The 12,117-nt window shown below is 29.7% G+C and carries 12 protein-coding genes; 7 read left to right on the forward strand and 5 right to left on the reverse strand.

Features of this window, described 5'->3' with window-relative positions:
* Positions 1 to 58: 58 nt before the first annotated feature.
* Genes jag through rpmH form a run of 5 tightly spaced genes read right to left on the reverse strand, consistent with a single transcriptional unit; the run spans position 59 to position 2,133 of the window.
* On the reverse strand, positions 59 to 685 hold the full coding sequence (gene jag, locus B3J31_RS07630) for an RNA-binding cell elongation regulator Jag/EloR (protein ID WP_346873851.1): 627 nt from the start codon (positions 683 to 685) through the stop codon (positions 59 to 61).
* Between the two features lie 38 nt (positions 686 to 723).
* On the reverse strand, positions 724 to 1,383 hold the full coding sequence (gene yidC, locus B3J31_RS07635) for a membrane protein insertase YidC (protein WP_035135516.1): 660 nt from the start codon (positions 1,381 to 1,383) through the stop codon (positions 724 to 726).
* 21 nt (positions 1,384 to 1,404) lie between these two features.
* Positions 1,405 to 1,617: a membrane protein insertion efficiency factor YidD gene (yidD, locus tag B3J31_RS07640; protein WP_414632258.1), complete on the reverse strand. Its 213-nt coding sequence runs from the start codon at positions 1,615 to 1,617 to the stop codon at positions 1,405 to 1,407.
* On the reverse strand, positions 1,586 to 1,945 hold the full coding sequence (rnpA, locus tag B3J31_RS07645) for a ribonuclease P protein component (protein WP_035135514.1): 360 nt from the start codon (positions 1,943 to 1,945) through the stop codon (positions 1,586 to 1,588). Before rnpA ends, yidD begins: the two co-directional genes overlap by 32 nt.
* A gap of 53 nt (positions 1,946 to 1,998) precedes the next feature.
* A complete protein-coding gene (gene rpmH / locus B3J31_RS07650) occupies positions 1,999 to 2,133 on the reverse strand; it encodes a 50S ribosomal protein L34 (protein ID WP_035135513.1) in 135 nt (44 codons plus the stop codon).
* A gap of 577 nt (positions 2,134 to 2,710) precedes the next feature.
* On the opposite strand from rpmH, the gene dnaA reads away from it, so the two are divergent.
* From dnaA to gyrA, 7 genes are all read left to right on the forward strand, one after another.
* Positions 2,711 to 4,063 (forward strand): chromosomal replication initiator protein DnaA, encoded by a 1,353-nt coding sequence (gene dnaA / locus B3J31_RS07655; protein WP_346867541.1) that lies wholly within the window; start codon positions 2,711 to 2,713, stop codon positions 4,061 to 4,063.
* A gap of 262 nt (positions 4,064 to 4,325) precedes the next feature.
* Positions 4,326 to 5,432 carry a DNA polymerase III subunit beta gene (dnaN, locus tag B3J31_RS07660; RefSeq protein ID WP_150844912.1) on the forward strand — a complete coding sequence of 369 codons (1,107 nt, stop codon included), beginning with the start codon at positions 4,326 to 4,328 and terminating at the stop codon, positions 5,430 to 5,432.
* A gap of 14 nt (positions 5,433 to 5,446) precedes the next feature.
* Entirely contained in the window at positions 5,447 to 5,653 is a 207-nt protein-coding gene (gene yaaA, locus B3J31_RS07665) for a S4 domain-containing protein YaaA (RefSeq protein WP_035135508.1), read from the forward strand.
* Positions 5,654 to 5,790: 137 nt separating this feature from the next.
* Entirely contained in the window at positions 5,791 to 6,885 is a 1,095-nt protein-coding gene (gene recF, locus B3J31_RS07670) for a DNA replication/repair protein RecF (RefSeq protein WP_150844911.1), read from the forward strand.
* Between the two features lie 20 nt (positions 6,886 to 6,905).
* Positions 6,906 to 7,169 (forward strand): extracellular matrix regulator RemB, encoded by a 264-nt coding sequence (remB, locus tag B3J31_RS07675; RefSeq protein ID WP_035135503.1) that lies wholly within the window; start codon positions 6,906 to 6,908, stop codon positions 7,167 to 7,169.
* 20 nt (positions 7,170 to 7,189) lie between these two features.
* Positions 7,190 to 9,097, forward strand: coding sequence for a DNA topoisomerase (ATP-hydrolyzing) subunit B (gene gyrB / locus B3J31_RS07680; RefSeq protein ID WP_150844910.1), 1,908 nt, complete (start codon positions 7,190 to 7,192; stop codon positions 9,095 to 9,097).
* 30 nt (positions 9,098 to 9,127) lie between these two features.
* Positions 9,128 to 11,689, forward strand: a complete 2,562-nt coding sequence (gyrA, locus tag B3J31_RS07685; protein ID WP_346873852.1) for a DNA gyrase subunit A — start codon at positions 9,128 to 9,130, stop codon at positions 11,687 to 11,689.
* Positions 11,690 to 12,117: the final 428 nt, after the last annotated feature.

Here is a 12,117-nt window from a genome sequence, read left to right on the forward strand (position 1 = left end):
AATTGTACCCACAAATCACTATTGTATCACACTACTTGAAAATATAAAAAGAAAGCCGCTAGGCTTTCTTTAATTCAATAACTACTCTTCTATAAGGCTCATCACCCTCACTATGGGTAGTTACATATGCATTGTTTTGCAAAGTTGAATGAATAACTCTTCTTTCATATGGGTTCATAGGTTCTAATTTTAAAGTCTTTCCATTTATTCGTACCTTATCTCCCATTTTAAGTGCCAATTTTTTAAGTGTTTCCTGTCTGTTTTGTCTGTAATTAACAGTATCAAGAATTACTCTCTTGTATGTTTCATCATGATTCTTATTAACCACTAAGCTCAGTAAGTATTGAAGAGAGTCTAAAGTTTCTCCTCTATACCCTATTAATACCCCCATATTAGGCCCTACTAAATTAATATTTACTTCATTATTTTCTTCTTTTATATGAATCTCAGCTTTTACATTCATGGCATTAAGAATATCTCTTAAGAACTTTTTAGCATCACCTATATAATCTCTCTTTAGTGTCACCTTAACTTTTGCTGGCTTAACCCCTATTATATTTAAAAATCCTTTACTACCTTCTTCTAATACTTCTATGGTAACTTTTTCTTCTGTAACATTTAATTCTCTTAAGGCATTCTGTATAGCTTCTTCAGCAGTCCTACCAATTATTTCAATACTTTTCATGCTTTAGATACCGCCCTTCCAATAATAAAATGATTTTATTATGCCGATTTAGTACTAGGCTTTTTATAAATTTTATTTAATATTAAAGATTGTGCCATTTGGATTAAGTTTCCTACTGTCCAGTAAAGTACTAATGCTCCTGGAAATTGTAATGACATAAATCCAAAGAAAATTGACATACCAATATTCATCATATTAGTTTGTTTAGCTGCATCTCCAGTAGCAGGTTGCATAGCCTTACTAGAAAAATATGTTGTTAACCCTGAAACTATTGGTAATATCATTGTTGGATCTTTTTGTGCTAAATCTGGCATCCATAAAAATCCAGCTCCTTGATAATCTATTGATTTAAATACATAAAACAATGCTATCATAATTGGAAACTGAATAAGCATCGGTAAACATCCACCAAACATGGACACATTATTTTCTTTATATACTTTCATTATTTCAGTCTGCTGTCTTTGAGGATCGTTTTTATACTTTTCTTGAACCTTTTTAATTTCAGGCTGAATTGCACTCATTTTAGCCGTAGATTTAGTTTGCTTTAGCGATAATGGTAATAAACATATTCTTGCAAGTAATGTAAATATTATTATTGCAATACCGAATGATATGTCTGGATTTGTTGTAATTAACTGGACAAAATTATGAACCGATTTAAATACTTCTACAAATATACCAGATAAGTAATTCAAATTAACCCCTCCTAATACTTTCTATTTAACAGGGTCATATCCTCCCTTATGGTAAGGATGACACCGTAAAATTCTCTTAATAGCCATAAAACCTCCTTTGATTGCGCCATATTTTTCGATAGCTTGAATTGCATATATGGAACAGCTTGGTTCAAATATGCAACATGGCGCTTTCATAGGAGATATATATTTTCTATAACATTTAATTACTAATAGTAATATTTTTTTCAACATTATTAAGCCCTGATTTCTTAAATAAATATTTAACCGAGTTTTCAATTTCTTTATAACTCTTATCCTTTGAAGCACTTCTTGCAACAAAGACTAGATCATACCCCTGCTTTAATCCTTGTTTATTTAATCTAACACTTTCACTTATAAGCCTCTTTACTCTGCTACGAACTACACTCTTTCCTACTTTTTTACTTACAGATATTCCTACCCTATTAATTCCTTTATTGTTTTTGAATACGTATAACACTAATAAAGATGTAGATAAAGATTTCCCTCTTCTATATACTAATCTAAACTCAGGGTTTTTTCTTAGCCTTTCTTCTTTCATAGTTCTATGTTGCTCTCTTTCTTAATTACAGAAAAAGGCCACATTAGCGGCCCTTATGCTGTCAATTTTTTTCTTCCTTTTTGTCTTCTTCTCTTAAGAACAGTTCTTCCAGAAGCAGTACTCATTCTTTTTCTGAATCCATGCTCTTTCTTTCTGTGTCTTTTTTTAGGTTGGTAAGTCATGAACATGTGCTTGCACCCCCTTCATCTTATATTTCATTTATAGCAATTAAATTATCACTACTTTATAAGTTTCACTATTAGATTATAAATGTAAGTAACTCTTATGTCAAGATAACTATTTAGAACATTTTCTAACATTATTAATATGTCATTTTTTTGTGTTTTTAAACACTCTTGTTAATAAAAATTCCACAAAACTATTTTTTTTGTGGATAACTTATTGAATAGCATGCAATCTTTTGATATCATTATGTATGGATGTTGATAAGTTATTTTTCGAACAAGTTATACACAATCTGTTGATTATTCTGTGAATAACTCTTATTTTTTCTCTTTTTTTTGTGTTTTTACATGAAATTTTAATGTTTTTCACCACTTTTGCCTGTGTATAACTTATAATTATATATTGTTAGTAAGTATAATTTACTATTTATTAAAACACAAATTATAAACATGTGAATAAAAATTTTAACAATGGTAAACAACTTTATATGTATCTATTATTCTGTTGATACTCTTGTGGATTTTTATCTCTTTTCTATTATTAACTATAGATATAACTATTTTAAGAGGAGGATATAAAATGAACACCTATGTAAATGAAATTTGGGAAAAAGCCTTAGAAATACTTAAAGCTGAACTCACCGAAGTAAGTTTTAATACTTGGATAAAAAGTATTGACCCACTAAAAATGACTGATTCAACTATAACTCTTGGTGTTCGTAATGACTTCACTAAGGATATCCTAGAGAATAGATATAAAGACCTAATAAAAAATTCTATTCAAGCAGCATGCAATAAATCATATTCAATAAACTTTGTTATAAGCTCTGAGGAAGCTTCTGATTTAGATACATCAACCTCTAAGCATACAAATAGTAAACATAATTTAATTGTAAATGATGAAATGTCAGCAATTCTAAATCCTAAATATACCTTTGATTCTTTCGTCATAGGAAATAGTAATAGGTTTGCTCATGCAGCTTCTTTAGCTGTAGCAGAGTCTCCAGCTAAGGCTTATAACCCGCTATTTATTTATGGAGGAGTTGGACTTGGAAAAACACACTTAATGCATGCTATTGGGAGTTACATACAGGCAGTTAACTCAAAGTCTAAAGTGGTTTATGTTTCATCAGAAAAATTTACAAATGAGCTTATTAATTCTATTAAAGATGATAAAAATGTTGAATTTAGGAATAAATACAGAAATGTAGATGTACTTCTTATTGACGATATTCAATTTATAGCCGGTAAGGAATCTACTCAAGAAGAGTTCTTTCATACCTTTAATGCTCTGCATGATGCTAATAAACAAATAATCCTATCAAGCGATAGACCTCCCAAAGAAATTCCTACATTAGAAGACAGGTTAAGATCTAGATTTGAATGGGGACTTATAGCTGATATACAACCCCCTGACTTTGAAACAAGAATTGCTATCCTAAAAAAGAAGGCTGATGTAGAAAATTTAAATATACCTAATGAAGTTATGGTATATATAGCTACACAAATTAAATCTAACATAAGAGAACTAGAGGGTGCTCTTATAAGAATAGTTGCCTATTCTTCTTTAACAAATAAAGATATAAGTATAGATTTAGCATCTGAAGCTCTAAAAGATATAATATCAAACAGAAATTCAAGGCAAGTTACTATTGAATTAATTCAAGATATAGTTTCTAGTTACTATAACTTAAAGGTAGATGACTTCAAATCTGCAAGAAGAACTAGAAATGTTGCTTTTCCAAGACAAATTGCTATGTACCTTTCAAGAAAGCTTACAGATACTTCTCTTCCCAAGATAGGTGAAGAATTTGGCGGTAGAGATCATACTACAGTAATTCATGCATATGAAAAAATTTCTCAGAATCTAAAGAAAGATGAAAGCCTTCAATCAGCTATAGCTGAATTAAGTAAAAGAATTAATCAAAAGTAATTAATAACAAATGTTATTAATTATTAAAAGATTTATTGTGGATTACTTTTCAAAAAAAAAATATTCTTAATACTGTGGATAACTACTGAATTTCAAAATTAGTTTATCCACAATTTATTTTACACAGAAATTGTTGATATCATTAGCCTAGAAGTACTTATCAACAAATCAACAGCCCCTACTACTACTACTACTAAATATTATTTAATTATCTAAGCTATTTATAGTAATTTTATATGTGCATAAGGAGGAGGATTTTTATATGAAATTCTTAATAGAAAAAAGTTTATTACAAGAAGCAATTTCAGATGTTCAAAAAGCTATTACAGGTAAATCAACATTGCCTATACTTCAAGGTATATATATATCTGCAAAAGATGGATTATTAACGTTAATTGGATCTGATATAGAAGTTAGCATAGAAACAAAAATACCAGCCAACATTATAGAAGAAGGCGAAGTGGTTCTTGACTCTAAAATATTTGGCGAAATTATAAGGAAACTACCTAACGATATAGTTGAAATAGCTGAAATCAATAGTAATGAGGTAGAACTAAAGTGCCAAAAATCTAATGTTCAATTAGTATACCTAAATCCAAAAGAATATCCAACGTTACCGAGCATAGAAGAAGATGTGGTGTTATCTGTATCTCAAAAAACTTTAAAAAATATGATAAAATCAACCATTTTTGCTATTGCTCAAGATGATACAAGACCTATATTGACAGGGATATTACTTCAAGTTAAAGAAAATAAACTAAATATGGTTGCACTAGATGGATTTAGAGTAGCCTTAAAGAGTGAATCCATGGATTGTAAATCTAATAAAGAATCAGTTATACCAGGAAAAACACTTAATGAAGTTTCTAAAATTCTTAAAGATACTGATGATGTTGTACAAATTACATTTACAAAGAATCACATATTATTTAATTTTGGAAATACTAAAGTCGTCTCTAGATTATTAGAGGGGGATTTTATTAAATATGAATCTATCATTCCTAAGGAGCATAATTTAAAAGTTACGGTTAACAGAAATGAAATTTTAGGTTGTATAGAAAGAGCTTCACTTATGGCGAAGGATGGAAACACTAATCTTGTAAAATTTGATATTTCTGATGATACCCTAGTTGTAACATCAAATTCTCAATTGGGAAAGGCTAGAGAAGAAGTTCAAATAATATTGCAAGGAGAAGGAATAAAAATTGCATTTAATTCTAAATATTTAATTGATGTGTTTAAAACAATGGAAGAGGAAAATATAACCATGGAATTTACATCTACGGTTTCTCCTTGTGTAATAAGAAATCAAGATAGTGATAACAGTGTTTATTTATTACTTCCAGTAAGAGTTGCTAATAATAATTAGGATGTGAGAAATATATGGTAGAAATAAAAATAGATACAGAATTTATAAAGCTAGACTCATTTTTGAAGTTTACTGGAGCTACTACCTTAGGGTCAGAAGCTAAATTTTATATACAAAATGAAGATGTTAAGGTTAATGGTGAAGTGGAAGTAAGGAGAGGAAGAAAGCTATATATAGGTGATAAAATAGAATTTCAAGAAGAAGAGTATATTATTGTATAAAACGTTAGGCTGATAAGTATTTCAGCCTTTTGAGTTTTATAGTTATTATAATTAAGTGATTCAGCTATATTTATATTTTTACAGTAATTTTCACACTTAGAATGTATATTATGATATAATTTTAGGTGGGTGTTTTTATGTATGTTAGATATTTGAATTTAATAAATTTTAGAAATTATAAAAATGTGACCTTAGAATTATGTGATGGAACTAATGTTTTTCAAGGTGATAATGCTCAAGGAAAAACTAATATACTTGAGTCGCTATACTATTCGAGTGTTGGAAAATCACATAGAACTAATAAAGATAAAGAGCTTATATATTGGGACAGTAACGAGGCGTATATTAGTGCTTATGTGGTAAAAGAACGTTTAGATAAAAAAATCAATATAAAACTTTTTAAAGATGGGAAAAAAGCTATAAATATAAACTCAATAAAGATAACTAAGCTACAAGATCTGGTAGGTGTTGTTAATGTAGTTATATTTTCACCAGAAGATTTAGATATTGTTAAGAATTCGCCATCATTCAGAAGGCGATTTTTAGATATTGAACTTTGCAAACTGGACAAAAAATACTACCATTATCTATCTTCATATAAAAAAGTTTTAAATGAAAGAAACATTATATTAAAGAAATTTAGCGCTGACATAGATATGATAGATATATATGATATTAGATTAGCTGAATTTGGGAGTTACATAATAGCTCAAAGAATTAAGTATATAGAAAAATTAAATGAATTCTCTAAAAAAATTCACAGCGATATAACTCAGGGAAGTGAGTTTATTGAATTTAATTATATAATGCAGCTTAAAGGTATTGATAATCTGCAAGAAGAGTTATATAACCTACTTAAAAGTAATAGAAAAAAAGATCTAGAGAAAAAAATTACATCTGTAGGACCACATAGAGATGATTTTTCTATATTTATAAATGATATAGATGTGAAGATATTTGGATCGCAAGGTCAGCAAAGAACTTCTGTTTTGACGATAAAATTTGCATCATTGCGAATAATAAAAGAATTAATAGGAGAATATCCATTGTTATTACTTGATGACGTATTGTCTGAATTAGATACAAAAAGGCAAGAATATATATTGAGATCTATAAATGGAATTCAAACCTTAATAACATGTACAGGAATTACAGGAATAAAAAAATATTTAAAAGGTAATAACATGAAAATATTCAATGTTGAAAAAGGAAGCGTACAAGAAATAATGTGATGGAGTTAGGGGGAAATACTATGTTTTTACACTTAGGCGAAAGTATAGTTGTGCCAATTAAAGATATAATAGGTATTTTTGACATAGAATCTACTATGTATAGTCCAGACACTAGCCAGTTCATAAGGTTAGCAGAAGAAGATGGGTTTGTAGAACGTATAACTAGTGATAAACCTAAATCATTTATTATAGCTGAAGTAAACAAGAAGAGTAAGATTTATTTGTCACCTATATCATCATCTACTTTGTGTAAAAGGACTAATATGTCATACTGTGAACTTTAGGTTAAGTTAGGAGGATAGCTATGGTTAATAATGAAAAATATGATGAAAATCAGATACAAGTCCTTGAAGGACTTGAGGCAGTTAGAAAAAGGCCTGGAATGTATATTGGAAGTACTAGTATAAGAGGTCTACACCATTTAGTTTATGAGATTGTTGATAATAGTATAGATGAAGCATTAGCGGGTTTTTGTGAAAGTATACAAGTTATTATTCATAAAGATAACTCAGTTACAGTAATAGATGATGGAAGAGGAATGCCAGTAGGCATACACCCTAAAATGCATATACCTACAATTGAAGTTATAATGACAGTACTTCACGCTGGTGGAAAGTTTGGTGGTGGAGGATACAAGGTATCAGGAGGACTTCATGGGGTTGGAGCTTCTGTTGTTAATGCATTATCAGAGATTTGTGAAGTTACAGTAAAAAGAGATGGGCATATATGGTATCAAAGTTTTTCAAGAGGTAAGACTGTTACACCTTTTGATAAAATCGGAAATACTGATGATCATGGAACAATAATTCACTTTATGCCAGATGAAGAAATATTTGAAAGTATTGAATTTGAATATGATACATTGTCTCAAAGATTAAGAGAGTTAGCATTTCTTAATAAAGGTATAAATATCAAAATTACAGATGAAAGATATGAGAAAGAAAATAAGTTTCATTATGAAGGTGGGATAAAATCCTTTGTAGAATACTTAAATAGAAATAAAGGAAAAATTCATAATGAACCAGTCTATATAGAAGGAATAAAAAATACAACTTCAGTAGAATTAGCATTTCAGTACAATGACACATATAACGAGAATTTATTTTCCTTTGCAAATAATATAGATACAGTTGAAGGTGGAACTCACTTAGTAGGTTTTAAGACAGCATTAACTAGGGTTCTTAATGATTATGCTAAAAAGTTTGGATTTTTAAAAGAAAATGACAAAAATCTAAGTGGAGAAGATGTAAGAGAAGGGTTAACTGCAGTTATATCTGTTAAGCTTACAGATCCTCAGTTTGAAGGTCAAACTAAGACTAAGCTTGGTAATAGTGAAGTAAGAGGAATAGTAGAATCAATAGTAGGAGATGTTGTAGGTTCATTTTTAGAAGAAAACCCTACTGTTGGTAAAAGCATTATAGAGAAGGGTTTAAATGCAGCTAGAGCTAGGGAAGCAGCTAAAAAGGCACGTGAACTTACTAGAAGAAAATCAGTGCTTGAGAGTACAACTTTGCCAGGGAAACTTGCAGATTGTTCTTCTAAAGATCCATCTGAATGTGAAATTTATATAGTTGAGGGAGATTCTGCGGGTGGTTCTGCTAAGCAAGGAAGAGATAGGCGATTCCAAGCCATACTTCCCCTTAGAGGAAAGATAATGAATATAGAAAAGCAAAGACTTGATAAGATATTAGCATCAGATACAATTAGATCTATGATAACTGCATTTGGTGGAGGCGTTGGCAAAGATTTTGATGTATCAAGGATTAGATATGATAGAGTGATAATAATGACAGATGCCGATGTAGATGGTGCTCACATCAGAACACTACTACTTACATTTTTCTATAGATTTATGAGAGACCTTATAGACCTAGGACATGTATATATTGCACAGCCACCTCTTTATAAAGTTAAAAAGGGAAAGATTGAACAATATGCTTATAGTGATGATGAACTTGATAAGTTTTTAATGGAGATAGGTGGAAAAGATAGTAGTACAGATATACAAAGATATAAAGGTCTTGGAGAAATGAATCCAGAACAATTATGGAGCACAACAATGGACCCTTCAGGAAGAATATTATTAAAAGTAAGCGTTGAGGATGCAATGGCTGCAGATGAAATATTTACAATATTGATGGGGGATAAAGTAGATCCACGTAGAGAATTTATAAGAGAAAATGCTAAGAGAGTTAGCAATTTAGATATATAGTATTAGGGTATAGTAAAGGTAGGTGTAAATATGGACACTATAGATAAAATAATACCAGTTGATATAGAAAAAGAAATGAAAAAATCTTATATAGATTATGCTATGAGTGTTATTGTTGGAAGAGCATTACCCGATGTTAGAGATGGATTAAAGCCTGTTCATAGAAGAATTCTATACTCTATGCATGAGTTAGGAATAACTTATGAAAAAGGGTATAGAAAGTGTGCAAGAATAGTCGGAGATGTACTTGGTAAATACCACCCACATGGTGATAGCTCAGTATATGATGCGTTAGTTAGAATGGCACAAAGTTTCTCAATAAGATATATGCTTGTTGATGGTCATGGAAATTTTGGTTCCGTTGATGGTGATGGAGCTGCAGCAATGAGATATACAGAAGCTAAGATGAGTAAAATTACAAGTCAAATGCTTCGAGATATTAATAAAGAAACGGTAGATTTTAAGCCCAACTTTGATGGAGAAGAAAAAGAGCCAGAAGTATTACCTGCAAGATTTCCAACATTGCTTGTAAATGGATCTTCAGGTATAGCCGTTGGTATGGCTACTAATATTCCACCTCATAATCTTACAGAAGTTATAAATGCAGTAATTATGCTTATTGATAATCCAGACGTTACTGTATCAGACTTTATGTCTGAGATTAAAGGACCAGACTTTCCTACTGGAGGAATAATACTTGGAAAGAGTGGAATTAGAAGTGCATATGAAACTGGTAGAGGAAAGGTTCTAGTTAGATCAAAGGCTGAGATAGAAGAGCATAAAGGTAGAAATAGAATAATAGTTACAGAAATACCTTATATGGTAAACAAAGCAAATCTTATAGAATCTATAGCAAATTTAGTTAAGGAAAAGAAAATAGATGGAATATCTGATTTAAGAGACGAATCAGATAGAGATGGAATGAGAATTGTTATAGAATTAAAAAGAGATGCTAATGCAAATGTTGTTTTAAATAGACTTTATAAACATACTAAGATGCAAGATACTTTTGGTATCATTATGCTTGCATTAGTTGATAATGAACCTAAAGTACTTAATTTAAAACAAATTTTAACACATTATTTAAATCACCAAAGAGATGTAATAACAAGAAGGACTATTTTTGATTTAGACAAAGCTAATGCTAGAGCTCATATTCTTGAAGGATTAAGAATTGCACTTGATCATATAGATGCAGTTATATCTTTAATTAGGGCGTCTAAAACAGCTCAAGAAGCTAAAGAGGGATTAATTGAAAAGTTTAATCTTTCAGAAAAGCAAGCACAAGCTATTTTAGATTTAAAATTGCAAAGATTAACAGGTCTGGAGAGAGATAAGATTGAAGATGAGTATAATGAACTAATGAAAACAATAGCGTATCTACAATCAATACTTAATAGTGAAGAAATTCTACTTAACATCATAAAAGATGAATTAGTTGAAATAAAGACAAAGTACGGTGATGATAGAAGAACTCTTATAGAAAAAAATCCTTATAGCTTTGAGGATGAGGATTTAATTGATGATGATGATATAGTAATAACATTAACCCATGGAGGATATATCAAACGTCTACCAGCTGATACCTATAATGCTCAAAAAAGAGGTGGAAGAGGTATTCAAGGGGTTACTACTAAAGAAGATGATTTTGTAGAGCATATTTTAATAACACCAACTTTAAATAATATACTATTCTTTACAAACAAAGGAAAGGTATATAAATTAAAGGGATATGAAATCCCAGAAGGTGGCAGAACTGCTAAGGGAACTAATATTGTTAATATGCTACCACTAGATCCAGATGAAAATATACAAGCAGTTATGTCTATAAGAACCTTTGATAGTGATAATTATCTTTTAATGGGTACTAAATCAGGAATGGTTAAAAAGACATCATTAGATAAGTTTGAAAACATTAGGAAGAATGGACTTAATGCTATTAACTTAAAAGAAGATGACGAAATTGTTGGAGTTAGAATAACTAAAGGTGATGATGAAGTATTATTTGTCACTAAGTATGGATACTCTATAAGGTTTAGTGAAAAAGAAGTTAGAAATATGGGAAGAACTACTACAGGGGTTAAGGCTATAACATTAAGAGAAGATGATATAGCTGTATCAATGATAATAGCAAAACCAGACGAAGAACTTCTTGTAATTAGTGAAAAAGGATTTGGTAAACGAACAGCTATAGAAAACTACACACTTCAAAGAAGAGGTGGAAAAGGAATCAAGACCTATAAGATATCAGAAAAGACAGGTAACGTGGTTAGTGCTAGGGTAGTTAGAGATGTAGATGAAATTATGTTAATTAACAGTAATGGTATAATAATAAGAATTAACGTTAGTGATATATCTACAACTAGTAGAAATGCTATGGGAGTTACTCTTATGAAAACTGGAGAAGATGTAAATATAGTAGCTGTTGCAAAAATTAACTATAATAGTGAAGAAGAAAAGAATGATGATAAACAAATGTCTATAGATGGAATTGTAGACAATGAAAATAACTTATCAGAAAACTCAGATGAAAATGATGATTTAGAAGAGAGTAATGAACTTGAAGAAAGTAATGATAAGACTTTAGAGTAAATTGATTAATTTATTATCAAAAAGAAAAGAACTTTCTTAAANNTTTAAGAAAGTTCTTTTCTTTTGTTTTGAAATACGTAAATCCATATATATTGTTAATTTAAATGTAGGTAAAATATCCTATGTATATTATTATCGATTTTAATAATACAAACACATATCCAAGTGTATCAATACATGAATAGTTAAGAAAAATAATGAATTTTAAAGATATATAGTTATAAATTTAGTTAATGGGATTTAATTATAAATAATTTACTAAATAATCATGATAAGATATGTTTTGTCGCTGAGCGATACAATGACAGTTAAACATCAAATCAAAATTAAAAGTTTTTGAAAAGTTGTTGACAATATAAAGTTTATGTAGTAAACTAAGAAAGTCGTTAATAGTAAGCGATAAATTAAATGGTCTTTGAAAATTAAAC

Origin of the sequence: Clostridium sp. UBA5988, assembly GCF_002435615.1 — a bacterium.
In the GTDB taxonomy this organism is placed as follows: domain Bacteria; phylum Bacillota; class Clostridia; order Clostridiales; family Clostridiaceae; genus Clostridium_J; species Clostridium_J sulfidigenes.